At 42.7% G+C, this 25,691-nt stretch carries 21 protein-coding genes; 12 read left to right on the top strand and 9 right to left on the bottom strand.

The genetic code is table 11. The features are described 5' to 3' along the window. Positions 1 to 106: 106 nt before the first annotated feature. A complete protein-coding gene (locus IGK85_RS07475) occupies positions 107 to 1,507 on the bottom strand; it encodes a C69 family dipeptidase (protein ID WP_005236152.1) in 1,401 nt (466 codons plus the stop codon). Positions 1,508 to 1,672: 165 nt separating this feature from the next. Here IGK85_RS07475 and IGK85_RS07480 point away from each other — a divergent pair, with 165 nt between their 5' ends. The 3 genes from IGK85_RS07480 (at position 1,673) to IGK85_RS07490 (ending at position 3,166) form a co-directional block, all read left to right on the top strand. Further along, the gene (locus IGK85_RS07480; RefSeq protein ID WP_016612115.1) at positions 1,673 to 2,092 is read left to right on the top strand and encodes a DUF4430 domain-containing protein; all 420 of its coding nucleotides are present in this window, start codon (positions 1,673 to 1,675) and stop codon (positions 2,090 to 2,092) included. Then, complete coding sequence (locus IGK85_RS07485) at positions 2,076 to 2,621, top strand: ECF transporter S component (RefSeq protein WP_008381943.1); 546 nt, start codon at positions 2,076 to 2,078, stop codon at positions 2,619 to 2,621. Before IGK85_RS07480 ends, IGK85_RS07485 begins: the two co-directional genes overlap by 17 nt. Positions 2,622 to 2,794: 173 nt before the next feature. Then, positions 2,795 to 3,166, top strand: a complete 372-nt coding sequence (locus tag IGK85_RS07490) for a hypothetical protein (RefSeq protein ID WP_005226207.1) — start codon at positions 2,795 to 2,797, stop codon at positions 3,164 to 3,166. A gap of 88 nt (positions 3,167 to 3,254) precedes the next feature. On the opposite strand, the gene IGK85_RS07495 is transcribed toward IGK85_RS07490, so the two are convergent. Further along, on the bottom strand, positions 3,255 to 3,527 hold the full coding sequence (locus IGK85_RS07495; RefSeq protein ID WP_005226206.1) for a hypothetical protein: 273 nt from the start codon (positions 3,525 to 3,527) through the stop codon (positions 3,255 to 3,257). A gap of 135 nt (positions 3,528 to 3,662) precedes the next feature. On the opposite strand from IGK85_RS07495, the gene IGK85_RS07500 reads away from it, so the two are divergent. Next, positions 3,663 to 3,860 carry a hypothetical protein gene (locus IGK85_RS07500; protein WP_005236143.1) on the top strand — a complete coding sequence of 66 codons (198 nt, stop codon included), beginning with the start codon at positions 3,663 to 3,665 and terminating at the stop codon, positions 3,858 to 3,860. A gap of 36 nt (positions 3,861 to 3,896) precedes the next feature. Here the strand turns inward: IGK85_RS07500 and IGK85_RS07505 are convergent, their stop codons facing one another. From IGK85_RS07505 to rsxC, 3 genes are read right to left on the bottom strand one after another with little or no spacing between them, the layout of a single operon-like run. Further along, positions 3,897 to 4,469: a hypothetical protein gene (locus IGK85_RS07505; RefSeq protein WP_008381938.1), complete on the bottom strand. Its 573-nt coding sequence runs from the start codon at positions 4,467 to 4,469 to the stop codon at positions 3,897 to 3,899. Between the two features lie 23 nt (positions 4,470 to 4,492). After that, positions 4,493 to 5,563 carry an RnfABCDGE type electron transport complex subunit D gene (locus IGK85_RS07510; RefSeq protein WP_005236139.1) on the bottom strand — a complete coding sequence of 357 codons (1,071 nt, stop codon included), beginning with the start codon at positions 5,561 to 5,563 and terminating at the stop codon, positions 4,493 to 4,495. Further along, positions 5,556 to 6,893, bottom strand: a complete 1,338-nt coding sequence (gene rsxC / locus IGK85_RS07515) for an electron transport complex subunit RsxC (RefSeq protein WP_008381935.1) — start codon at positions 6,891 to 6,893, stop codon at positions 5,556 to 5,558. The genes IGK85_RS07510 and rsxC overlap by 8 nt, the downstream gene beginning before the upstream one ends. 184 nt (positions 6,894 to 7,077) lie before the next feature. On the opposite strand from rsxC, the gene IGK85_RS07520 reads away from it, so the two are divergent. Beyond that, positions 7,078 to 9,012: a heavy metal translocating P-type ATPase gene (locus IGK85_RS07520; protein WP_035007263.1), complete on the top strand. Its 1,935-nt coding sequence runs from the start codon at positions 7,078 to 7,080 to the stop codon at positions 9,010 to 9,012. Positions 9,013 to 9,043: 31 nt separating this feature from the next. On the opposite strand, the gene IGK85_RS07525 is transcribed toward IGK85_RS07520, so the two are convergent. Both IGK85_RS07525 and IGK85_RS07530 read right to left on the bottom strand, forming a co-directional pair. Next, the gene (locus tag IGK85_RS07525) at positions 9,044 to 9,487 is read right to left on the bottom strand and encodes a hypothetical protein (RefSeq protein WP_008381931.1); all 444 of its coding nucleotides are present in this window, start codon (positions 9,485 to 9,487) and stop codon (positions 9,044 to 9,046) included. 120 nt (positions 9,488 to 9,607) lie between these two features. Continuing rightward, positions 9,608 to 10,135: an HdeD family acid-resistance protein gene (locus tag IGK85_RS07530; RefSeq protein WP_008381929.1), complete on the bottom strand. Its 528-nt coding sequence runs from the start codon at positions 10,133 to 10,135 to the stop codon at positions 9,608 to 9,610. Between the two features lie 137 nt (positions 10,136 to 10,272). Here IGK85_RS07530 and IGK85_RS07535 point away from each other — a divergent pair, with 137 nt between their 5' ends. Continuing rightward, complete coding sequence (locus IGK85_RS07535; protein ID WP_005236128.1) at positions 10,273 to 10,767, top strand: hypothetical protein; 495 nt, start codon at positions 10,273 to 10,275, stop codon at positions 10,765 to 10,767. Positions 10,768 to 10,834: 67 nt separating this feature from the next. Here IGK85_RS07535 and IGK85_RS07540 read toward each other — a convergent pair whose 3' ends face one another. Together IGK85_RS07540 and IGK85_RS07545 are read right to left on the bottom strand one after the other, a co-directional pair. Next, positions 10,835 to 11,431, bottom strand: a complete 597-nt coding sequence (locus IGK85_RS07540) for a nitroreductase family protein (RefSeq protein ID WP_008381927.1) — start codon at positions 11,429 to 11,431, stop codon at positions 10,835 to 10,837. Between the two features lie 112 nt (positions 11,432 to 11,543). Next, positions 11,544 to 12,995: an NAD-dependent succinate-semialdehyde dehydrogenase gene (locus IGK85_RS07545; protein WP_008381925.1), complete on the bottom strand. Its 1,452-nt coding sequence runs from the start codon at positions 12,993 to 12,995 to the stop codon at positions 11,544 to 11,546. Positions 12,996 to 13,210: 215 nt separating this feature from the next. On the opposite strand from IGK85_RS07545, the gene lepB reads away from it, so the two are divergent. The 6 genes from lepB (at position 13,211) to pheT (ending at position 25,385) form a co-directional block, all read left to right on the top strand. Continuing rightward, entirely contained in the window at positions 13,211 to 13,759 is a 549-nt protein-coding gene (lepB, locus tag IGK85_RS07550) for a signal peptidase I (protein ID WP_429972212.1), read from the top strand. 124 nt (positions 13,760 to 13,883) lie between these two features. Then, positions 13,884 to 17,501 carry a PD-(D/E)XK nuclease family protein gene (locus IGK85_RS07555; RefSeq protein ID WP_008381921.1) on the top strand — a complete coding sequence of 1,206 codons (3,618 nt, stop codon included), beginning with the start codon at positions 13,884 to 13,886 and terminating at the stop codon, positions 17,499 to 17,501. Then, complete coding sequence (gene addA, locus IGK85_RS07560) at positions 17,494 to 21,171, top strand: helicase-exonuclease AddAB subunit AddA (RefSeq protein WP_008381919.1); 3,678 nt, start codon at positions 17,494 to 17,496, stop codon at positions 21,169 to 21,171. Before IGK85_RS07555 ends, addA begins: the two co-directional genes overlap by 8 nt. A gap of 67 nt (positions 21,172 to 21,238) precedes the next feature. Beyond that, positions 21,239 to 21,559, top strand: a complete 321-nt coding sequence (locus tag IGK85_RS07565) for a winged helix-turn-helix transcriptional regulator (protein WP_005226192.1) — start codon at positions 21,239 to 21,241, stop codon at positions 21,557 to 21,559. 358 nt (positions 21,560 to 21,917) lie between these two features. After that, complete coding sequence (gene pheS, locus IGK85_RS07570) at positions 21,918 to 22,964, top strand: phenylalanine--tRNA ligase subunit alpha (RefSeq protein ID WP_008381915.1); 1,047 nt, start codon at positions 21,918 to 21,920, stop codon at positions 22,962 to 22,964. Further along, positions 22,965 to 25,385, top strand: a complete 2,421-nt coding sequence (gene pheT / locus IGK85_RS07575; RefSeq protein WP_008381913.1) for a phenylalanine--tRNA ligase subunit beta — start codon at positions 22,965 to 22,967, stop codon at positions 25,383 to 25,385. Positions 25,386 to 25,691: the final 306 nt, after the last annotated feature.

The raw sequence follows: 25,691 nt of genomic DNA on the forward strand, positions 1-25,691 counted from the left end.
CAAGGAAAAAGAAAACGAATTGGTATCTTTAGTATAGGAGAGCAATGTTTAGATTGCTGCAATTCCATGTAAAGTTTTTGTTAATCCTTTTATTTTCAACGATTGACTAATCGGCTAAAGAAAAACGCAAGGCCATTTTATTACTGCCAGACTCCACCATTTTTCCTAGTAACGTTGTTGCATTTTTTAAATACAGTTCGGCCATCTCAGCGTTGGCTTCTTCAAGCAGACGAGTAGGCTCCTTTTCAGCGGAAGCTTTACGATCAGTTTCTTGTTGGATGCGGCGACAAGCCGCCATCGTTTCCATTTCAAAACGGTTGGCAAGATCACTATAGCGATCGTAGTCGCTGTCCCCAATCAACGCCAAGGTGCGTCCTAACCAATAGCTATTTGTTGGATCGTAGGTCTTTGTCGTATCACAATAGCCAAGTGGGGTCTTAGTGATAGCTGCATAAAAGGGCACAACGCCGTTGAAGGTATTGGGGCCAAAGGCGAGCCAATGAATGCCAGCGATTGCTGCAGGCACGTGGTTGCGGATCTGCAAAATATGGACTTGCTGGTTGCGATTAAGAGCAATCGATCGAAATTGTGTTTTTTGTGTCTCGGTCCCTGTACCGTAAGGGTCAAAAGGCGTATTTTGGAAGTGGGAGCTCAATGCCCATTTTACATCTTCCACGGATAGCTTTTGTTTTGGGTAGCATACAAACGGGAGCTCTTGATCGATCGGTTCAGCAACTGTTCCGCTAAAGTGTTTTTGAATGTACCATGCCCGCGGGTTGTTGTAACGGGTATCTTTTTCTGAGGAGCTGCCAAAAATATGGCGTAGATTAATGCCTTCAAAATCAGGATTTAATTGATAGTCTTCAATCAACTGTTCGAGATCCTGCGAACACAACGTCATTTCTGAGGCGAAATCGAAGTGATCAATGTTTAAGCGATTGGGTGCCACGACATAGGCATCATCTGGTATGCGAACAGCTGCCCAGTGATGTCCACCGATGGTTTCCATATACCAAATTTCCTCGGCATCAGAAAACGCGATCCCGTTGGCTTCGTAGGTCCCATAGGTTTCTAAGAGTTCCCCTAGGCGAAGAACACCTTCTTTAGCGGAATGAATGTAAGGCAGTACAATGCTGACGAAATCAGCTTCCCCGATACCATCTTCCACATATGGATCAATGGCCAAAACGCGTGAATTGGTCGTAATCGTTTCTGTCGCAGTCATGGCGATATTTACTTCATTGATTCCTGAAGCTGCCCAGACTCCTTGGGATTCATCTGCTTCAGGTGTCGAAGTATAACGTAAGGGATCCTTAGGTAAACGGATTCGACAGCCGCTTAAAACGGCGTAAAATTCATTTCCTTGCTGTTCTGGAGTGATGACGACGAATTTTTGCGGTTCCGAACCGCTCCCTGAATCTTCATTACGGGCAATCATGGTCGAGCCGTCAATCGATGCTTTTTTTCCTACTAGTAAAGTGGTACAGGACGCTTTTTTTCTATCCATCTTTCCAACACTCCTTCATTTCTTCTTACGAATGATTGAAGCTAGTATACCCATAGTCACATGGATTTACAATGCTTTCTATAGAGGGGAACAAAAAAATTTCGCCTTTTTTATTTATTTTTAGTACAATAAGGTGTTGTAAAAAAAATCAAAGGAGCCATTATTATGAAGAAAACAGTAATTTTTAGTTATATTTTTTTACTAAGTCTGGTTTTTGCCGGATGTGCCAAACCATCGATGGATGCGGGTAACTCCTCTAGTGACTCTTCGTCAGTCCAACAAAATGCCGAAGAGCGCACTGCCCAAATCAGCTTCAATAATAAAAGTGAAGAGCAAGACCAGGAGATCGAAACCAAAACGGTCACTTTTAAAGAAGGGGTTTCTTTGATGACTATCATGAAAGAGAACTTTGACTTGGAAGAAAATCAAGGGATGATCACCAGCATCGACGGTTTAGCCCAAGATGAAAAAGCTGGCTATTATTGGACATATACGATCAATGATGAAATGATTACGACTGGGGCAGATGATACCTTTTTAGGAAACAACGATAAAGTGGTTTTCACCTATGAAAAATTCGAATAAACCACTTGTATTTGCTAGAAAAGAAATTGCTTATTTAGGGTTGCTTATAGCAGCAGCCATCGTCGGCAGGACACTTTTTCAACCCTTACCCAATGTTCAACCAATGACGGTGATCTTTTTATTAGTAACCATCCATTTAGGTCTTAGTCGTGGATTGATCGTTTGTCTGCTCTCGATGCTGATTACCAATTTTTACATGGGAATGGGGGTATGGACGATTGCCCAATTGATTAGCTATGCCGTCGTAATTTTTGGAATGTATCTATTATCAAAAAGCAAACTGTTTATGAAAAAGTTGTATTTACAAGTCATTTATAGTGTATTTGCAGGTTTTGCGTATGGCTTTGTGATTTCTTGGATCAGTGTCAAGCTTTATGGGTTTCCCAGCTTTTGGGCTTATTACTTTCAAGGATTGAGCTTTGATGCGTTGCATGCAGCGGGGAATGGCATCTTTTATTTGATGCTGGCACCGATTTTTCTGCGACTTTTCCAACACTACTATCCAAATAAAGACAGCGAAGGGCACTAAGCGCCTCGCTGTCTTTTTGCTTGACTCAGCAGTCGTGGTGACAAAAACATCTATGTCTAGATGAAAAGTCTTTGATGATCAAACGTGTTGAATGGGGCTATGTGAGGAAACAAGCAGGCATATTGTTGTGCAAAAGCGTTTTCTGCAGGTATCCTTAAGGTATCTAAGGAAGGATGTGGCTTTTGATGAAATGGATCGTGAAAAAAGATGATTTAGAAAGCTACCGTGCGAAGTTCCATGGAAAACTGGCTGGTTATGCCGAGGAAGCCAAAATGATTGCCCTGCCAACACCAAAGTATTTTATCGTGGTGGTTGACGAAGAAAAAATCCACTTGATTCAGTTAGATCTGCAATTTCATGAAAAAGGGATGCAGACAATTATGATCCATGAGATCACAAAATTACAACTAGGCGGTGTGGTAAATAAAAAAGTTCAGATTCAGACGCCTTCGACCACTGTCAAATTAATGATCAAACCGTTGGCGATCGGTATCAAAGAGGAGCAAAAAGCCTTGATCGATCGGTTTACCAGAATGTCGCGATAAACATCGGAGGAACACGCGGGAAAATTAGTTGGATTTTTTCAGAAAAAAAGCAAGGGCAGTTGTCTGCACTTGCTTTTCGTGAGTCCTGTTATTCTGGCGTACCGACGATTTTAATAAATTCATCGATATTCTTGATCTTCATATGTTTGATCACTAACTGTTCCCGCTTGTTCCATTTTCCTTCAACTTCTAATTGGTATTTATTTAATGGAAGGCGTAAGACATAGCTGGCTAAGTAGCGATCCTTAATAATGCAATTTACGATTTTGTGGTCTTCTAAAAGTTGGATACCTGTCAGCATCATTGGCGTTTCTTGAAAAACGCGGCTATTGACTAACAATCCAGTGTGGGTTTCGTTCATGGGATCTTCCTTTCTGATAAACCTGGGATAAATCATCTTTCTGTCTGTTATGTTACCTGATTTGCATCAGAAAGGCAATTCCTATAATAAATCCTCGTTATTATAGGTCAAGCACAAAGAAAGGAGGGAAACGACATGGTTGGGTATAATCGTTTCTCAAATGAGTTTCAAAAGGCTTCGAAAGAACTCCGTGAAGGGAAGAAGTCCAAAAATGCCAATAAGGGGCTGCGAACCCGACAAAAAATCGCTGCTGAAAAAGAGCAAAAAGCACAAAATGCTTTTTCGACTGGTTTTTTGATCGGTTCCTTCAGAGAGTTATTCCGCAAAAAATAAGCAAGTTCCGCTGCCAAAGCGGGACTTGCTTTTTGTTTAGAATAAATAATTGAAGAAGACACCATTGAGAAAGGAAAAGCTTAGATAGAATAGAAAAAGTGTTACGATATCCAGCGGTAAACCTTTTAGAATTGGCGGAATCGTGGCAATTTGATTCCGTGTATGAACCCCTGACAAAGCACAAGAAAAGAGGAAATACATGCCTACAGCAACAAATAAATTGGTTAAATAATCGGTATAGGGAAATTGGGTCACGGTGGCGATCGTCAGCAAGAGAACATTGACTAGGAGCGTTTTTTTTAGATCAGTCGTCAAGAAACGTTTTTTTGCAGGAACGATCAGTAAACACAAGCCCCCCGCAATCAAGGCGATGATGGCAGCACTTACCAAGTTGGTGACCACTTGATTGCCATAGACGAAACGATTTTGAAGTAAAAGATAAAAGCTTAACCCACTGAACAAGTAAGCGACCGCAATGATCCCTGAGAGGAAAACCACCCGTGTCGTCACGTTCGGTTTTTTCTCTTTGACGGTCGGTGCCAAATTTTGACAGGCGTAATTTGTGAGTAGAATGACTAGAAAGACCACTAGCCGATTGGCGATCATCATAAGGAACCCTCCTTTTTTACGATTTAGCTCATGATTTTAAGGTTGAACGGGGTCTTTTTTCCTTCCCCTAATATGCGAAGGCGTAAGAAGCGATCAATAAGTGGGGTGAAACAATTCATGATCAAGATGGCATAGCTCATGCCTTCATTTGTAAAACCAAAGAAACGGAAGAGCACAACGAGGAGGCCAACGCCTAAGGCAAAAAGATTTTCTCCTGCTTTTGTTCCTGGTGTCGAAGAATAATCAGTCGCCATATAAATCGCACCCAACATGGCACCACCACTGATGATATGACCGATGACCGTTTGCCAACTGCCAGTAAAAAGTCCTTCTGGACCAAGGATAAAAGCAAAGAGCCCGATCGTCGCAAAGATAATCAGTGGGATACGAGGGGAGATGATTTTCTTGTAAACGAGAAAAATCCCACCCAACAGTAAAAGTAAGGCACTGGTTTCACCGATTCGTCCTCCGGTAAATCCTAAAAAGGCATCCACTAGTTCAGAGCCACTCAACGTTTCTCCTGCTTTCATGACAGCTAATGGTGTGGCACCAGAAACAACATCGTTCGCTGTAGCCTGCGAAACGACATCAGGTGCGATGCTGCCAAAAGGTGGATCAGGCCAACTGATTAGAAACATTTGGTTATAAAACAAGCCAATCAACAGGGCTCGACCGCCGAGGGCTGGATTTAGAAAATTATAACCAATACCGCCAAAAAATTCTTTGACGATGATTACGGCAAACGCCACCCCAATCACGGGAAAATACCAAGGTGCGGTTGGTGGGAGGTTCATCGTTAAAAGCAAGGCCGTCACGACGATGCTTAAATCGAAGCGAAACGGCCGTTTGACAAGATAGGACCAAAGTCCGTCGGCAGCAAACGCCGTGGCTAGTGCAATGAAAAACAAGCCATAAACTTTCAATCCAAAAAGGTAGCCAGAGAATAAAACTGCTGGCAGCAAGGCTAATACCACACACCCCATGATTTTAATGGTCTCGTCATTGCTGCGAATATGGGGGCTTGGGGGTGTTTCTTGATTTTTCCTTTGCTGAAAGAGACGTTCGCTATCGGAATCCTTGTAATAATCAGGCACTTTCCTTCGCCTCCTTTTGCAACTGGGCAACTTTGCCTTTTGCGGCAGTGATATTGGCAGCTAAGGAACGTTTAGCTGGGCAGACGAAGGTACAGGCACCACAATTGATACATGCTTCTGCCAATAATTCTTCACACTTTTGATAATCCCCCGCTCGATAAAACTGATCGATCTCCATTGGCATGAGGCGCATTGGACAAGCTTCGACACATTTGTTGCAGCGAATACAGGGGTTTTCGGCATAGAGCCAATCGGTTTCTTCATTAAAAACAACGATGCCGTTGCTGCCTTTGGTGACCGGAACTTTCAAGGTTTTGACGGATTTTCCCATCATTGGTCCACCAAGAATCAATTTGCTGGGGGCTCCTTGAAAGCCGCCGGCAAAGTCGATCAATTCTCCTGCGAGTGTTCCTAACGGATTTTTGACGATGCAGGGATTTTGAACATCGCCGGTAACGGTTGTATAGCGTTCAATCAACGGTTTGTCATAACAGACCGCTTCGCCGATGGCAAAGCTGGTGGCAACATTGATCAAGACGATACCGATATCGGCAGTCAAACCACCTAACGGCACCTCTTGATCGGTCAATAACTCTACTAACTGCTTTTCACCACCGGTTGGATAAACAGTTGGGACAGTAACGACTTCTATCGTGTCATCCTCTGCACTTGCGGCTTGCATGGCTGAAATGGCTCTTGGTTTGTCATCTTCGATGCCTATTATGATTTTTGGACCATCCAGTAACTTTTGGGCAATCTTTGCACCGTGAATGATTTTCTGGGCTTCTTTTTGCATTAAGAAAGCATCACTGCGTAAGAACGGTTCACATTCAGAACCATTTAAGATCAAAGTATGGATTTTTTTGGTTTCATCAATACTGAATTTGACATGGGTGGGAAACGTTGCACCGCCTTTGCCGGCGACGCCGCCTTGACGGATTTTGTTGAGGATGGTTTCGTTAGCAGCAGATTGCCAGTCGAAGGGGGCTGACAAAAAATCATTTTGATAAGCATAATCATTTTCAATGATGATGGTTTTTCCTTCTTCATTGTTTTGATTCGGCCAATCGACCATGTCGACGATTTTACCCGAAACAGATGCATGAATTTTGGCAGATACAAACGCATCAGACTCAGCGATCACTTGCCCTTGCTTGACGTAATCACCAACGGAAACAATCGGTTCCACCGGAGCACCAATATGTTGTGCTAAAGGGATAAAGACCATCGTGGGTGAAAAGGTAAGAATTTCATCTTGTTCGATCATTAATTTTTCTTTTAACATTTTTAATGGGGGACTTAGTGAAATACCGCCAGTAAATGTTCTCATAACCAACACTCCTTTCTCTCCTAAGTTTATTCTAGCATGCCATAAGGAATCACAAAACCCAAAACGCTTACATTTCACAAGAAAAACTTCTTTCGGTTGACATATGATTGTTTATTCATATATAATAAGTCTATAAATATGATTGATCGTTCATATGACAGATGGACTAGAGGAGGTTTTAATGATGGCTGAACATACTTGTCAACATGATCACACAAAAACGGAGGGGCATTCTCATACTCACGATCATGGGACTCTCCCACGTAACATTTATTTTGTAGGCTTACTGCTCTTTATACTGGCACTTTTTGTTCCGAACCAATGGGTGAAAGATGGGTTTTATTTTGCTGCGGTTTTATTAGCAGGTTATCACATTTCGTGGGAAGGAATCGAGGATACCATAAAGAGTACCAGAGCCAATCGGCGATTCACACCGAATGTACATCTTTTGATGTTGTTGGCAGCGATTGGTTCCATGGTCATAGGAAATTTTAATGAAGCAGCTTTGTTGATTTTGATTTTTGCAGGCGCTCACTTCTTAGAAGAATACGCCGAGGGACAAAGTCGAAGAGAAATCACCAATCTTCTCAAATTGAATCCCACGGAAGCCCGTTTGATGGGTCCGGATGGGAAAACCAAAAAAATTGCCGCTTCTGAGATAAAAAAAGGAGATATTTTGCAAGTGCTACCTGGTGATCAGTTAGCAACAGATGGCGTAATCCTTTCTGGAACGAGTGCCATCAATGAAGCTTCGATCAATGGGGAAAGTATTCCTCGAGAAAAGACTACAGGAGACGAAGTCTATGGGAGTACGATTAATGGAAACGGCACATTTTTGATGGAAGTCACGAAAGACAGCTCTGAAACAGTCTTCGCAAAAATTCTTTCAGTGGTGGAAGCGGCGCAATCAAATCAATCACCGACCGAAACACGAATCAAAAAAATCGAACCAATCTATGTAACAGTTGTTTTCATTGCAGTTCCTTTGTTCATTTTGACTGCACCGTTTCTCTTTGGTTGGGATTGGTATACAAGTTTTTATCGTGGGATCGTAATGATGATTGCGGCTTCTCCTTGTGCTTTAGCGGCAAGCGCCGTCCCTGCTAGTTTATCGGCGATCTCGAATCTAGCGAAAAAAGGGATTCTTTTTAAAGGGAGCAATTACTTGACCAATTTCTCTCAGATCAAAGCGGTGGCTTTTGACAAAACGGGAACTTTGACCGTCGGAAAACCTACAGTCACGGAAGCCGTTTTCGCTGATACGATCGATCGAGCAGAGGCAGCAGCGGTCATCGTTTCGATGGAAAAGCAAGCCAACCACCCATTAGCAGATGCGATCGTTACTTATTTCGAGAAGACAGAGAAAATACGAGAAATCGAACAGTTGACTGTCACAAACGAGATTGGTTCCGGTTTAGGTGCCGTCGCAGGAACAAAAACCTATCGATTAGGAAAAAGAACCGAAAACACCCAGTTAACAGGTTTGATGGAGCAACAGTACCGTCAATTGGAAGCGCAAGGAAAAACAATGGTCGTGTTTTCCATCAACGAAGAGGTTACGGCGATCATCGCATTGATGGATGAGCCGAACGAACAGGCAGCTTCTGTGATTCATTATTTGAAAAATGAAGGTATCCATACTGTTATGATCACCGGAGACAGTGCTTCTGCTGGTGAAGCAATCGGTCAGCGCTTAAAGGTTGACCAAGTGGCTGCCAATGTTTTGCCTGAGAACAAAGCGGAAGCGGTACGAGCACTCCAAGAAGCATACGGACAAACCGCCATGGTGGGTGATGGTATCAATGATGCCCCTGCACTTGTTCAAGCAGACATCGGCTTTGCGATGGGGGAAGGGTCAGATGTTGCGATTGAAGTAGGAGACGCAGTGATCATGAAGAATGATCTTTCGCGTTTTGCATATGCCTATCGCTTAGCGAAGAAGATGGATCGGATCATTTGGCAAAATATTTTTTTCTCCATGTTTATCGTCGCGTTATTAGTCGGCTTGAATCTATTCGGCTTGATGAACATTGGGTTGGGGGTATTTGCCCATGAAGGCAGTACATTGATCGTATTGTTTAACGGGTTACGTCTTTTGCGTAAACTGCCAGAAGCATAAAAAAAGCGGCTATCGAAAGATAGCTGCTTTTTTAATGACTGAATTGTGTCGAAGTTGGAAAATCAAAGGCATCGATTTTTTGTAATCGATTTTCGATCCTTCTTAGAATTCCTTCAGAGGATTCTAACGGTTTGATTGCATGATAAGCAGTCAGCAATAGGACTTTTTCTTTAGCAGGACGATTTTCGATGCGATAGATATTGGCTAATCGTTCAACATATTCGTAATGACTATAGTCCGTTTTATTGATCAAGAAGTGCAAGAGATCTTTTGCTTTCGCATAGTCTTCTTGAAGATAGAAACTGATCGCTTCACGATACAATTTGATATCGAGTTCTTCGATTTGTTCTGGATTCGCTTTTAACGCACGCCACTCATTGATCGAGATTTTTCGTACGACTTTGCCAGTTGCATCGGTCAAAAAAATTACCGGCACATCATTTGGATGTTTTGCTTCTTGCTTAATTTTCTTCATGTCGCACCTCCCGCCTCTCAATGGACTGACTGTTTGATATCTCCTATTTTAAAAGGAATAGCGGGAAAAGTCTACATGTAGATGTTAGATTCGTAGAAAATTTTAAAACATTCTCATTTATTAGGCTCTTTTTCGTTGAAAATGATTAATAGCGTCGGATGCCCCCATGAAAATCAAGATACCGCCAAAAATTTGGAAGAACAGTAGCCAAGTGGCGAATGGATTCAATACGAGAACGAGTCCAGCAGCAATAATCAAAAGACTGATGATTAAGCTCGTGATGTAAGGTAAACCAATGCGTTTTTGGTTAAAGCTTGCCATTAAGCGGGTGCATCCGCTGATGGTGATCATAATCCCTAAGAAAAATGGCACGATGGCAAGTAATCCTTTAGCAAAAACTAAAATCGCAGCTGCAGCAATCAACAGTAAGATACCAGAGACCGACTGCACATTGCGATAGCCCTTTTGTTTTTCTTTGTAGCTCGTATACAAGCTGATGATTCCTAGACATGCGATGTATCCGGCAACGAGATAAACGATCGTGTTGAAAACAGATCGTGGTGCAATCAAGATAATGAAGCCGAAGACGATATATACGACGGCACGAAGCAAGTCATAGCGTTGTAATTTATCAAAAAATGCATTCATGATAATTCCTCCTTTTTTTCTTATTGTACCGAATTCTGGTGAAAATAGATATCAAAAAACCTAGGAAATAGGCTAAGCCTTTTGTAACAGATCATTTTTTGGTAAAATAGGGAAAAGAAAACAGAACGGAGAGTTTTATGAGTGGGTTAACGCTATTGATGTGTGCCTTTACGATCGTTTTGTACCTCTATTTATTGGTGGTACGCAAAGAGATTCACTTTATTGCTGTTGAGCGCAAACTAAGCAAAATCGCTATTACGATCTTTTCAGTAATGATTATCCTATCCATGTTGATGATGGATGACCAATTGGATAATCAGGTGCGAGGAATCGTTTCAGGTTTTGTCTTTTTAAGCTTTGTGCTAGACAGCCGCGGGTTAGCCCTAGATCGAATTATTGTCCATCCAATGAGTATTAAAGGGGTACTGTACCAAGACATTGATCGGGTCGTATTATTTCAAGAAAAGGAAGGGCAGCCCATCAAGATGAACTATTTTCGAAAAGGGATGCGGGGACCATTAATGAAATTCAAACAACCGTTAGCTGAATTGGTGGTTTTTTTGTCGGAGCACTTGAATGAAGGAACACCGATCGATATTCTGGTCGATCATGATCAAGGAAAAAATGACTAAAAGACCCTTGATTGCTGCCGTATGTGGCCGTAATCAAGGGTCTTTTTTTTAAAATCGGGAATCGTTTTTAATGGAAAACGCGGAAACGTTCGTCATCATTTAAAAATTCTTTTTCATTTGGTTCGCTTTGTTTTGAACCAAAAACTAATTGGGCCCGCAGCTGCCAATTTTCAGGAATTGACCATTCAGCTACAACAGCATCATCAATTACTGGATTATAATGTTGTAAGTTGGCGCCTAATCCGGCTTCTTCTAAAGCTACCCAAACATTCGCTTGGGCAATCCCATTCGATTGTTCTGCCCAGACCGGGAAGTTATCTGCATAAAGGGCAAATTGGTCTTGCAAGTTCTTAACGGTATCTGTGTGAATAAAGAATAGAACGGTTCCATAACCTGCTTTAAAGCCAGCAAGTTTTTGTTTCGTTGCTTCAAACGCCTCCGGTGGTGTCAATGGTTCTAAAGCAACCTCCGTTAACGTCCATAATTTTTCGTGGGCATCGCCAAATAAAATCACGGCACGTGGCGATTGTGCGTTAAAAGCAGTTGGACTGTTTTTTACTGCTTCTTTCACGATGGCTTCGATTTCTGTATCTGAGAGTGAAACATCTTTGCCTAATCCATAGATTGAACGGCGCTGTTTGATCGTATCAAGAAATTTTGTCATAGTATTCCACCTTTTCTATTGTCATAGAATGAAGTATACATTCTTACTTAATGTTAGTAAAACAAAATGCTTTGTAAGAAAAAAGTCAGGCAAACGCGCCTGACTTTTTTTCTTACTGGGCATCAATGGCGATAAATTTGACAGTCACGTATTCTTCAGGACCATATTTGCCGTTTTCACGACCAAAACCGGAATGTTTGACGCCGCCGAAGGGAGCCGCCGGGTTTGAGATCGCAATGTCATTGACCCCAACCATCCCATATTGGAGGTTTTGGGCTACATCCGAGATTGTTTGCAGATTCGTTGAAAAGAAGTAAGAGGCTAATCCAAATTCCGTATCATTTGCCGCAGCGATGACTGCTTGTCGATCCGTAAATGAGATCAATGGAATCACGGGTCCAAAGGTTTCTTCATAGTAAATAGTCATGTCAGGAGTGATGCCGTCGATGACCGTTGGTGCGAAGAAGTTGCCTTTTTCGTATTCACCTTCAGTAAGCTTCTTCCCACCGAATAAGACTTTAGCCCCTTTATTTACCGCGTCTTCCAGCTGGTCGATGATTTTTTTAACGCTTGCTTGATTGATCAAAGGACCAACGGTGGGGTTCTCTAAACCATTACCAACAGTTACGGCTTCCATTTGCCCTAATAGCTTTTTAGTAAAGGCTTCTTTGATGGATTCTTCGACAAAAATTCGATTGGGGGATGTACAGACCTGACCGTTGTTGCGGAATTTTGCTGCAATTAATTTTTCAGCAGCTAAATCTAAATCAGCATCAGCAAAAACAAGAAACGGGGCATGGCCGCCTAACTCCAATGAAACTTTTTTCAGAGTTGGTGCAGCTTGTTCGTATAATTTCATCCCAACTTTCGTGGAGCCGGTAAAGGTGATTTTTTTGACTTGTTTGTTCTCAGTCAATTCTTTCCCGATTTCAGAAGAATCCCCTAAGACGATATTGACGACTCCGTCAGGAAGGCCCGCTTGTTGAAAAAGTTCACCTAAAGCCAATGCTGATAGGGGTGTTTCTTTAGATGGTTTCATAACAAGGGTACAGCCAACTGCCATGGCAGGAGCGATTTTTCGAGCAATCATATTGGAAGGAAAGTTCCAAGGCGTGATCGCACCAACAACACCGATGGCTTCTTTTCGCACCAGCCAATGATTGTGTGCAGGAGCTGGAATCACTTCGCCGTAGACCCGTTGTGCTTCGGCGGCATTCCAACGGAAATTGTCTACGTTGGATTGGATTTCTGCCTCTGCCTCCTTTAATGGTTTTCCTTGTTCCATGCTCATAATTTTTGCCAAACGGTCGCTTTCTTGTTCCATTAAATCAGCAATCTTGTTCATCAAATCGGCTCGTTCTCGAGGCGAACGTTTTGACCAATCTGTGAAGGCTTTCGCGGCGGCATCGATCGCTTGCTTTGTTTCATCGATGCCTCCTTGGCTGACTTTTACCAGTTCTTCATTAGTGGCAGGATTGGTAACCGAAACCGACTCTTTTGTTCCTTCAAGCCATTTTCCGTCAATCAATAACTTCGTGGGCACTTGTGGTAACTGTTGGTTCATTTTGGCACTTCCTTTCAATAATGGGTTCTATTTCAACCGTAGCACGGATTAGATAAGATGACAATTCATACGCAAGTCCAATGATTCCCCAAATTTTCATAAAGAACCAGAGAGGAGATGTCCTGCTCCTTTCATTTTATGGTAGAATAGAAAAATAAGAATGTTTGTTCGATTCTTGGAAAATATAGTTAAAACATTCAAGGAGTGAGGGACGCGTGCAACAAGTAAAAGAGCTTTTAAAAACAGTAGGATTTGTCGTGATCTTTACTTTATTCCTCTTGTTATTAAGACAGTATGTCTTTACCCCTGTGATCGTAAAAGGAGATTCGATGGACCCCACATTACATGATGGTGAGCGGGTGATTGCTTTGAAAAATACCAAGATCGAACGTTTCGATATCATAACGTTTGAAGCACCGGATGAAGCAGGCAAAAACTATATCAAACGCGTAATCGGATTACCTGACGACCAGGTTTCCTATCAAAACGATACCCTTTATATCAATGGACAAGCATATGATGAACCCTACTTGGATGAATTCAAAGCAGCTGTCGCAGATGGCTTTCCGTTGACTAGTGATTTTGATATGGGGTTATTTGGTGTTGAAGTCATTCCTGAAGGTCAAATTTTAGTGTTAGGGGATAACCGTCGAATTTCCAAAGATAGTCGTCAATTAGGTCTGATCGATGAATCAACAATTTTGGGGGATGTAAAATTTGTTTTCTGGCCAATTGCCGATTTTGGTATGGTAGGCAAAGAATGAAATTCTGCGATTGTTATTTTGTTTTTAAGGAGGGTCTCTTAAAAATAAAGACGCATTCGAAAAAGCGTGTCGCTGATTTTTTAGTGGATTTTTTTAAAAGACGATGGAGAGAAGGAGTCCTTTCATGAGTTTACGATTTATTCTTGGCGATGGCCGTTGTCGTCATGATCAAGCAGTGATAGAAAATGCAAAAAGCTGGTTAGAAAAAGACCATCAAGAAGTATTTTTCCTGGTACCTAACTACAACAAATTTGAACGAGAGCGCGAGATCCTTCAATTACTGAAAGAGGATCGCGTAGAAGATTTTGCTTCTATTCGCGCGCAAGTGTATAGTTTTCACCGTTTGGCTTGGTTTTATCTGCAGCAAACCGGCTTGCTTTCTCAAAATGCCATCACTGAAAATGGTGCCTCCATGATCATGCGTAAGCTGCTTTTGGAACTAGAAGAAGAACTCGTCTTATACCGTGGTGAGATCAACAAAGCGGGTTTTATCCAACAATTGTTGGCTTTCTATCAAGAAATGCATACAAGTCGATTGGGGATCGAAGATTTATTAGCAGGTGGTGCTGCACCAAGCGCAACCCAAGACGAAGAAAAAAAATACAGTGAATTAGCGATAATTTTTCAACGATTTGAACAAGAACTTCTAGAGCGTGCCTTGCAAGTCGAACAACCGATCACCTTACTGACACGCTTTCTGGAAGGTTCCTTGCTGGGCGATTCCTCGGTGGATCATGCAATGCCAACCACTGTTTCTTTGAACAAAGCGCCAGATCTTTCCCACGCCTTATTTATTATCAGCGGTTTCTCCGCTTTTTCAACACAAGAGCAACAGTTGATTCAAGTACTGATGAAGAGAAGTCATGTAGTGATTGATCTTATTTTGGATCGCGGGTACCCACAAGAGATGCCCACGCCATTGAATTTATTTTACGAAGCAGGACGGACCTATTATCAGTTGATCAGTTCTGCTCGTGACAATCAAGTGAACATTTACTTAGATCAGAAACTTTCCGTCAACCAAGAGGTGGACAAAGAAGACGAGGGATCGATCCCGCAGGCATACAAGGAAGTAGAAACTTTTTGGCGGCAGACCCAATCACAAGCCAATTATCATCAGCAGACGTCCGTCAAAGACTTCTTGGCTGTCTGGAAAGTTGGGAATCCCGAAGAAGAGATTCGTCAAATCGCAGCGTCGATCCGCGGGATGATGAGTGATAAGAAACGGTACCCAACATTACGGTATCGTGATATCCAATTACTGATCGCCGAACCAGAAGTCTATCATCAGTATATTCCTAAAATTTTTACTGAGTTTGAGATTCCTTTTTATATCGATGAAGAGCAGATGATGGCGCAACATCCATTGGTTGAGTTTTTGAATGCTTTTTTTGCTTGTCAATCCTATGGCTTTCGCTTAAATGATATTTTACGGTTGCTTAGAACGGAACTTTACTTACCGGCAGCCTATCGCTCCGAAGCAGATTGGCTTGTTGGGCGTGACCAGTTTCGTAAGTTGGTGGATATTACCGAGAACAAAGCGCTGGCTCATGATTTCCAAGGAGCGAGTTGGACGAGAAACGAAGATTGGGAACTGATCGAGTATTTACAATCGGAAGAAGAAGCAGTGGACAAAGTGGATTTGACGGCGTACACCAATCAGCTTCGCAGGGCTTTCAAGCAAGATGTCGTGGATACACTCGATTGGCTGACAGCAGCTAGAACAAATCGAGATGCCGTAGAACTGCTGTATCGCTTTTTACTGAATGCGGGTGTCGAGCAACAGCTGAGGCATTGGCGAGACCAGGCAATCCAACAAGGAAAATTAGATCAAGCCCGCAATCATGAACAAGCATGGCAAGCTTTAATGGATCTGCTGGATGAGTATGCCACGATCTATGGAGATGAGCCCTTTGATTTTGCGCTCTTTGAAGATGTCTTATTGACTGGCTTAGAAAATGTCACATTCGGAAAGATCCCAACAGCGATCGACCAAGTCAACATCAACCGCCTTGATTTGGCACGTCCGAAACAAGCGAAGATCACATTTGCACCGGGATTGAATGAAACGGCTTTGCCAAGAAAAATGGAAAATAAAACATTGTTGACGAATGAAGAACGTCAGCATTTCAATCAGTTATTTAATGGTGAAAAATACCTTAGAGACACAGTGGTGGAAGGCAGTGTCAAAGAACCATTTGCCTTTTATTCTGTCTTGCTTTCAGCGACAGAGCACTTATCACTGTCCTATGCCGTTAATTTTGATACACAGCAAAATATCAAGATGTCGCCTTATTTAGACCGCGTGGTCAAGCATTTGGATGTACCACTGCAAGAGCGGGGGATCTTGACGCTAGTCAGTGACCCGAGAGACTATGTTGGCAGTTATCGTGGCCTGATCTACCAAATCAATAATCTCAGTCAGCAAGCGCAAAAAAACAAAGAGAATTTGCCTCGAGTGTGGGAGCAACTGAAACAAGCGCTGTTACGTTCGGAATGGACAGATTTAGCTGCCCAAGTATTTGAAAGCCAAACCCATCAAAATATTCCGATTCCTTTGTCTCAAGCACAAGCTGCGGCGCTATATGGCCCGTCGATCTACAGCTCCATTTCTCAGATGGAGACGTTCTATCAGTGTGAATACAAGTATTTCGTCAGCTACGGATTACGGTTAAAAGAACGGGAAGTTTATGGCTTAAATCCAGCAATGACCGGTGAGTTTTTCCATGATGCGTTGGACCGCTTTGTCAAAGTCCTAATTGCTGAAAATATTTCCTTGACCCAGTTAACTGCTGACCAACGCGTGCAATTTGTGGAAGTCGTTTTGCAGGAAATTTTTGGCGAAAGCCGTTATCGCTTACTGACGAGTTCTGCTCGGATGAATTTTATTCGGTATCAATTAGGCAAGACGATTCAGCGAGTAGCGTGGGCATTAGCGAAACAAGGACAAAAAATGCATTTTAGTCCTGAAAAGACGGAGGTGCTGTTCGGCCAGATCGCTGGCTCAAATGGGATTAACGGGATCGAATTACCATTAAGTTCTGGCGGGAAACTACATGTGCGGGGGAAGATTGATCGTGTCGATACGGCGAAAACGGAAGAAGAACAATGGCTTTCCGTTGTTGACTATAAATCTAGCAGCCGAGATTTTGACCTTTCTGAAGCCTACTACGGACTTGCGATGCAGTTGATCACGTATCTCGACGTCGCATTGACGGATGCTGTCCAACTGGTTGGTTCGCCAAAGGTTCGACCAGCGGGGGCATATTATCTGCATGTGCATAATCCGCTTTTGGACGGACAAGAAGCCAGTGAAGAAGAACGTTTAAAACGTTTCAAGTATGACGGGTTGTTTATTGACGAACCGGCTGTTTTCCCGTTACTCGATGAGGAAGTTGAAGCCAGCAAAAATTCGCCGGTATTTCCTGTTCGGAAAGACAAAAACGGCAATTATCAAAAAACAACACAGGCGAAAAACAAGTTTTATACAGAAGAAGAGCTTGAACTATTAAGAAAACACAATCGGAAAAATATGCAACAAAGTGGTGAGAAGCTGTTGAGCGGTGAAATCGCCTTAAACCCGTCTTATAAATTAAAAGACAAAAAAAGGGCGTGTGAGTTTTGTCCGTTTCGCAGCATCTGTGACTTTGATGTATTGTTGAAAGAAAATGAGTACCACCGTTTAGAAAACTTATCTAAAGATGAGATTATCCATCGCTTAAGGGAGGAAGAAGATGAGTAAGATCCCTTTAAAACCGCAAAATGAAACCTTTACGGATACCCAATGGCAAGCCATTTTTGATAAAGGGGATAATATCCTCGTTTCCGCTTCAGCGGGTTCAGGCAAAACCACCGTTTTGGTTCGGCGAGTGATTGAAAAGCTAAAAGCAGGAACGACGATCGATTCTTTACTGATCGTGACCTTTACCGAAGCAGCTGCTCGAGAAATGAAAGAACGGATTCAAGCGGCATTGCAGCAGGCCATCAATCAAGAAAGTGACGAGCAAAAGCGCCAGCACTTCGTCCGTCAGCTGCAGCTATTGCCGACAGCTAACATTTCTACCTTGCATGCGTTTTGTTTAACTGTGATTCGGCGTTTTTATTATTTGATCGATTTAGATCCAAATTTCCGCATGATGACTGATGAAACCGAAATTTTATTGATGAAAGAAGAAATCTGGACACAGCTGAGAGATCAACAATATGAAGCCAATGATGAAGCGTTCTTTCGTTTGACGGAAAATTTTTCTAGTGATCGTTCCGATGAAGGCGTCGGGGATCTGATCCTGTCTCTTTATGACTTTGCCCGAGCAAATCCGGATCCAGTAAACTGGTTAGCTCATCTAAGTGATCACTATATCGGCAAAGAAACCTTTGCTGAAAATACCCTGTACCAATCGCAAATCAAGCCGACTTTGCAAGAAAACTTGAAGACAGCGGCGCATTTGCTGCAGGCGGCGCAAGACTATGCCCGTTCTGATGAAGCGATGGAAAAAGCGGCACTATTGATCGATACCGAATTAGGAATGGTGGAAACCTTAAAGGCTCTGCTTGATTCAGACGATGTTGATGGCTTCTATGAGCAAATCCAAGTGTTGCGTTTTGCTCGCTACCCAGCTTTTCGCAAACCAGAACAAAAGGAACTCTCTCAAGAAATTAAACCTTTGCGAGATGATGCGAAAAAATTGGTTGAGCAATTGAAAGCGGCCTTTCCATACCCACCGGCTGAAATGATGGAGCTGCTTCATCGGTCCGCACCTGTCGTTGAAAAAATGGCAGCTATGACCGAAGCGTTTATGAAAGCATTCCAAGAAAGGAAACTTTCAAAAGGCCGTTTAGACTTTAATGATTTGGAACATTTCACCTTGCAGATTTTACAAGGAGACGGTAGTGGAAGTGAAGCGTCGACCTATTATCGTGATCGCTTTGAAGAAGTTTTAGTCGATGAATATCAAGACGTCAATCGGCTGCAAGAGGCAATTTTATATTGGGTGAGACAAGTCGATCATAACCCCGGCAACATGTTTATGGTGGGGGATGTAAAGCAGTCGATCTATTCGTTTCGACTAGCAGATCCGACGCTATTTATCGAAAAATACTTGGCATTTGAAACGGAGAATGGTGGGCGGAGAATCGTCTTAGCAGAAAATTTCCGTTCTCGCTCCGACGTATTGGATTTTACGAATCTAGTTTTTCAACAGCTGATGGATGAACGGGTTGGACAAATCCCTTATGATGAGGCGGCAGCCTTGATTACCGGTTTTCCTCATTTTCCAGAAAGCGACGCCTTTGCCACAGAGCTCTTGTTATATGAAAAAGAGCATGAATCCGAAGAACAATTGATCGATGACAAAACAGAGGGTGAAATGCAGATTACTGCATTGAAGATTCGAGAGTTGATTGAATCAAAATTCATGATCTATGACAAAAAAGCCAAAGCAAATCGACCAATCACTTACAACGATATCGTCTTATTGACCCCTACACGTAAAAACAATCTTGTCATTTTAGATGTCTTTAAGCAGTTTGGGATTCCGATGGCGGTGAATGATGCTCAAAACTATTTTCAGGCAACGGAAATCCAAACCGTCGTTTCTTTGCTGCAAATCATTGACAATCCGTACCAAGATATCCCCCTTGTGGCGGTCTTGCGTTCGCCAATCGTCGGCCTAACAGAAGATCAATTGGCTGAGATCCGTTTAGCAAATCGTTCCAGCGACTACTATGATGCAGTATTGGATTATCATGTTCAACAAGAAGAGTCACCCTTGTGGCAAACGGTGGATGGGTTTTTAGCCAAACTAAATCAATGGCGCGAAGAAGCACGCAGATTACCGATCCCGACCTTATTATGGCAAATCTATGAAGATACTGCTTACTTGGATTATGTTGTGGGACTTCCTGCAGGACAGCAGCGTTATGCAAATTTAGTGGCATTGATCCACAGAGCCGAAAAATACGAAAAGAGCAGTTTCCGTGGTTTGTACCAATTCATTCGCTTCATCGAAAAAATGCAAGAAAAAAACAAAGATTTGGCGGAGCCTGTGGCTACTCCTGTAGAAGATGCCGTTCGAGTGATGACCGTCCATGCAAGTAAAGGCTTGGAATTCCCTGTTGTGTTCTTACTGGATACAACAAAATTCTTTAACTACCAAGATTTTCAAAAACGCTATATCTTTGAAGAACAGCTGGGGGCTGGGATCCAATATGTGAATCCAGCAGAAAACCTTAAATTTGAGACACTGCCGTTTCAAGCCATCAAGCAAGTTCGTTTGAAAAAAGCCTTGTCAGAAGAAATGCGAAAATTATACGTAGCATTGACACGAGCAGAGCAGAAGCTTTTCTTAGTGGGCTCCTATAAAAATCAAGCGGATGCCTTTAAGACTTGGCAATCTGGCCTGACACAAGCCGAGATGGTTCTTGATCCTGCATTACGGCTTGTTGCCCGGGGGAGCTTGATGGATTGGGTCGGACGGACCCTGATGCGCCATCCAGATATGGAAGCAGTATTCTCTGAAGCGTCAGAGCGCAAGCGGACGATCGATCATCCTGCTCATTTTCGTCTGTCATGGTGGAATCAAGAAACGATCACGCAACAAGTCCAAGAGACCCTTGCGCCAGTCGAGGAGCCTAAACGATTGCTTGCGCCAGATAGCAATATCGATGATCTTTTGAAACGCCTAGCATATCGCTATCCTTATCAAAAAGCGACCCAAACGACTAGTTATCAATCTGTATCAGAATTGAAAAGACTCTATAACGATCCCGATGATCAACAGACCACTTTGTTGGAATGGCGGTCGGTTTCCGAGAAGACGAATCCTCAGCAATATCGCTACGTACAGGATGAATTGGCGAAACCAAAATTTCTGCAGGAAACGAAGCCTCTCGCCAGCAGTATCGGGACAGCAACACATACGGTTTTGCAAATGATTCCATTAGGAATGACGCCAACACAAGATACTTTGGAGCTCCTGATTGCTGAACTCGTGAAAAAGCAATTTTTTTCTGAAGAAATCGCCAAAAAAATTGACCGATCGAGCATTTTGTGGTTTTATCAAACTGAACTAGGTAAACTGCTGAACCGATTCTCTGATGTGGTGAAGCGGGAGCAGCCGTTTTCGATGCTAAAAGAGGCTGATACGATCTTTGAAGGGTTTGACGAACCAGATGCGCCGCTTTTGATCCATGGTATTATCGACGGCTATATTGAATTGGCGGATGAAATCATTTTATATGACTTTAAAACAGATGATGTTTTCGGCAGTCAGGCTCAGATTGAAAAGAAAATGCGCGAACGATATTATGGTCAATTGAAACTCTACTGCCAAGCATTGGAGAAAGCATTGAGCAAACCAGTGAAACAGACCTATTTAGTGCTGTTAAAACCTAAAATGATCGTGGCATTCTAGCTGATCGATCCTAGTTTCTTACAATTCGTAAGTCATATGCTATAATAGGTAAAAGAGGTGATGGAGAATGATAAAAGTAGAATCGGATTATGCCCTTTGTCCTAAATTTGAAAAAGCTTTTTCTATTTTAGGCAAAAAGTGGAACGGCTTGATCATTGATGTCCTTCTTGAAGACGGCAAACAAAGATTTGTTGAGTTAGCAAACAAGATTCCTCAAGTGAGTGATCGGGTGTTAGTCGAACGCTTGAAAGAATTAGAGCGGGAAGAAATTGTCTGCAAAGAAAACAATCTTTACTGCTTGACGCCAAGAGGTATTGCTCTTGAAAAGAGTATGATGAGTGTGAAGCGTTGGGCAGAAACCTGGGTGCGTGAGGAAGAATGCAGTTGATTTCTCACCGGAAATTAGGTAAACTAAGTTTAAATGAATAGATAAAAAGCGTTGATAGAAACTAGTAATTTGGCTGAATCAGAAAAAGGGAGACTTGTCACAGACTGAAAGCAAGTCCTGTATTCGAAAAATGAATTTCACTTCTGGAGCTTGCTGATTACAGTCAGTCGGCAGTTTTGCTGTCGTTAGCCGAAGTGAGTGCGCGGTTTTTTTCGCGAATGAGGATGGTAACACGAGACGTCGTTCCTTTTTTAAGGGATGATGTCTTTTTTTGTCTTTATATGAATAATACTCACTTTATTCAGTCAATCCAGTCTTTTTATTCTTACACTATTCACAGCATAGAAGGAGGAAACACATGTCTTTACAAGAGAAATTAGAAGCATTGAAGGAAACGACATTGCTTAAAATCAAAGAAAGTCCAACCATGAATGACTTGAATCAAATTCGAGTGGAAGTGCTTGGGAAAAAAGGCCCTATCACAGAAGTTCTGCGGGGAATGAAAGATCTTTCTGCGGAAGAACGGCCGAAGGTGGGGAGCTATGCCAACGAGATTCGTGATATCTTGACAGAAGCGATCGAAGAAGCCAAGACGTCTATCGAAGCAGCAAACTTGGAAAAAGCTCTTGCTGAAGAATCCATCGACGTGACGTTGCCTGGTAAAAAGATGAACCGAGGAACACGCCATGTGCTAACGCAAATCATGGAAGAAATCGAAGATATCTTTGTTGGTATGGGCTACCAAGTAGTCGAAGGTTACGAAGTGGAAAAAGATCATTACAACTTCGAACGGATGAATCTGCCAAAGGATCATCCAGCCAGAGACATGCAAGATACTTTTTATATTTCAGAGGAAGTGCTGATTCGAACCCATACGTCACCAGTGCAAGCGAGAACAATGGAGACTCATGATTTTTCTAAAGGGCCGCTGCGGATGATCTCACCCGGGAAAGTTTTCCGTCGTGACACAGATGATGCGACCCATAGCCACCAATTCCATCAAATTGAAGGTTTGGTAATCGATAAGAATATTACGATGGGTGACTTAAAAGGAACCTTAGAAGTCATGATGCAAAAAATGTTTGGGGAAGATCGCCAAATTCGCTTGCGACCAAGCTATTTCCCTTTCACAGAACCATCGGTCGAAGTCGATGTCAGCTGCTTCAAGTGCGGTGGTGCCGGTTGTAATGTTTGTAAACAAACTGGCTGGATCGAGATCCTCGGTGCTGGAATGGTGCATCCTAACGTCTTAGAAATGTCAGGGATCGATCCAACCCAATATTCAGGATTTGCTTTTGGTTTAGGTCCTGATCGAGTGGCAATGCTGCGCTACGGCGTGAACGACATTCGCCAATTCTATCAAAATGATGTGCGTTTCATTCGCCAGTTCAAGGGGGAACAATAAATGTTAGTATCATACAAATGGTTAAATGAATACCTTGATCTGTCTGAGATCACACCCAAAGAGCTGGCGGATAAAATGTCAGTGACGGGGATCGAAGTCGAAGGTATTGACGTGCCTGAAGAGGGTTTAAAAAAAATCGTTGTCGGAGAAGTGACCGACTGCCGACCACATCCAGATTCTGATCATCTATCAATTTGCCAAGTAAATATTGGCGAGGATGAAGACTCACAGATCGTTTGTGGTGCGCCGAATGTCAAAAGCGGCATCAAAGTCATCGTGGCATTACCAGGCTCTCGAATCGCGGGCAACGTAAAAATCAAAAAGGGCAAGATGCGGGGAGAAGTTTCCAACGGCATGATTTGTTCGTTGCAAGAGTTGGGATATGCCGATAGCGTGATTCCCAAAGAATACGCAGAAGGAATTTATTATTTACCAGCAGAAGCAGAACCAGGAACACCAGTTTTTCCTTATCTTGATATGGATGATCACATTATCGAATTATCGATCACTCCGAATCGTGCGGATGCGTTGAGCATGCGGGGGGTTGCTTATGAAGTCGGTGCAATCTATCGGCAAACACCGAAGTTTCCTGAAATTGCGCTTACCGAAAGTGAAGTAGCTGCTGCCGATAAAATTCAGGTGAAGGTCACTGAAGTAACGGATGCACCCGCCTACCAAATTCGAATCATTGATGGCGTAACGATCGCCCCAAGTCCACAATGGCTGCAAAATCGCTTGATGAATGAAGGCATTCGTCCAATCAATAATGTCGTGGACGTGACGAATTATATCTTACTGTTATTTGGTCAACCATTGCATGCTTTTGATTATCAAAAGCTAGACAGCAAGGAAATACTGGTACGTCGCGGCAAAGAAAATGAAAGCCTGATTACCTTAGATGGAGAAACTCGTCAGCTTTCCCCAGAAGACATCGTTATCACCAACGGAACGACACCCGTTGCGCTCGCAGGCGTCATGGGAGGTCTTGATTCTGAAATCACGGAAACGACGACCACAGTCGCTTTAGAAGCGGCCTTGTTCGATCCATTAGCGATTCGTTTGACTTCGAAAAAATTCAATTTAAGAAGCGAATCATCCGCTCGTTTTGAAAAAGGGATCAACCAAGCAACGGTTGCAAAAGCTTGTGATGCAGCAGCAGCACTGATTGCGGAACTTGCTGGCGGAACGGTCTTGAAAGAGGCAGTAATAGGTTCCCAAGTAGCAGTAGAACCTGTGGAGGTTGCGATTACTTTAGCACGGATCAATAGCTATTTAGGCACAGAAATCACTGATGAAGAAGTGCAAGAAATCTTTGATGCATTAGGCTTTGGTCATCGTCAAGAAGCAGACAGCTATATTGTTTCAGTCCCACCTCGTCGTTGGGATATTACGATCGAAGCAGATATCATTGAAGAAGTGGCGCGTATTTACGGTTATGATCGTTTGCCATCGACTTTACCGCAAGGAGAAACGGTTGCCGGTCATTTAACCAAAGCGCAACGTCTGACTAGAGAAGTTCGGACGCTATTGGAAGGCAACGGGGTCAGTGAAGCCATCAGCTATGCTTTGACAACGGAAGAGAAGGCGCAACAATTTACGGATAAATCGAGCCAAGTGACTCGATTGGATTGGCCAATGACCGAAGAGCGTGCCGTCTTGCGCTTGAATCTAATTTCAGGTTTGTTAGACGACGTTGCGTACAATTTGGCACGTAAAAACAATCGTGTTGGTTTATATGAAATTGGTCGCGTCTTCTATCAAACGGGCGACAGTAAACACGAACTGCCAACAGAAGTCAATCACTTAGGGCTAGCATTGACGGGAAATATCCATGAGAAAGACTGGCAAACCCAAGCTCAAAAAGTTGATTTCTTCCATTTGAAAGGCATTTTAGAAAATCTTTTTGATTCGTTGGCATTAACCGACCGTATTCGTTATCAAAAAACGGCAGATATCAAAGAGATGCATCCTGGGCGTACGGCAATGATCTTGCTAGATGACCTAGAAATCGGCTTCTTGGGACAAGTCCACCCATCGATCGCCAAAGCCTACGAAGTGAGTGAAACCTATGTTGCTGAATTGAACTTAGATCAGTTGTTAGCAGCTAAAACAGAACAATTGGTCTATCAACCAGTTTCTAAGTTCCCATCAGTGACCCGAGATATGGCACTCTTGCTCGATGAAACGATCGATAACCAATCCGTGATGGAAATCATTCGTGAAAGTGCAGGTCGCTTCTTAAGTGATATTCGTTTATTCGATGTTTATCAAGGGAAAAACATTGAATCAGGTAAAAAATCTCTAGGGTACAGTCTGACCTTTAGCAATCCGGAAGCTACCCTGACGGATGAAGAGATCAATCAAGCAATAGCGAAAATTACTCGTAACTTAGAAGAAAACGTTCAAGCAGAAATCCGCTAATCAAATAAGTAGAAAAACGTTCTCCACCATACAAAGAAGTTGGGTGGGGAACGTTTTCTACTATTATAATAGATGCTCAGATGACACAAGAATGTTAGGAGTTGAGTGAAAGCCTTAAAAGATTTCTCTATAGAAGGCATTCCAGCTTTTTTGGTACAACCTTTTTTAAACACTGGCTAGGCTGAAAAAATGCATTTTCTAATCAGCGTTTTATGAAGTTATTTTTTAGGACAGCTCCTCGATTTTTACGCAAGAAACAGCATCAAATCAAAATACACAAAGTGTCAGTCTGGGGAGGAAGTGTTC

This window comes from Enterococcus sp. AZ015, from assembly GCF_050499225.1.
Lineage (GTDB): Bacteria > Bacillota > Bacilli > Lactobacillales > Enterococcaceae > Enterococcus_D > Enterococcus_D entomosocium.